The following is a 284-nucleotide window of genomic DNA, read 5'->3' on the forward strand; positions in this document are numbered from 1 at the left end:
AAAACGAACGGGCTGTCACCCTCTACAAAGGGGAGATCAAGGCTGTCCTGATGCCGGGCGAGCATTGGCTTGCCAACCGGCGCGGACGCCTTGAAGTGTCCCGGCACGACCTGAAGAACCCGGAATTCGTTTCGGCCTACGAGAAGGCGTTGTTCGACAAGCTGCCGGAGGTGGCGGCGCGTCATTTCACCGTCGTTCGCACCGGGCGTACGGATGTCGCCGTCATCGAGCGTGACGGCAACCTCCATGCCGTCCTGGCGCCGGATCGCAAGCTCGTGCTGTGG

Annotated in this window: 1 pseudogene; it reads left to right on the top strand. The window is 63.0% G+C overall.

Annotation, left to right across the window (positions count from 1 at the left end):
* A pseudogene (locus EN851_RS35855) lies at window positions 1-284 on the top strand (slipin family protein); the annotation flags it as partial.

The sequence above is a fragment of the Mesorhizobium sp. M8A.F.Ca.ET.208.01.1.1 genome, assembly GCF_004791315.1.
Lineage (GTDB): Bacteria > Pseudomonadota > Alphaproteobacteria > Rhizobiales > Rhizobiaceae > Mesorhizobium.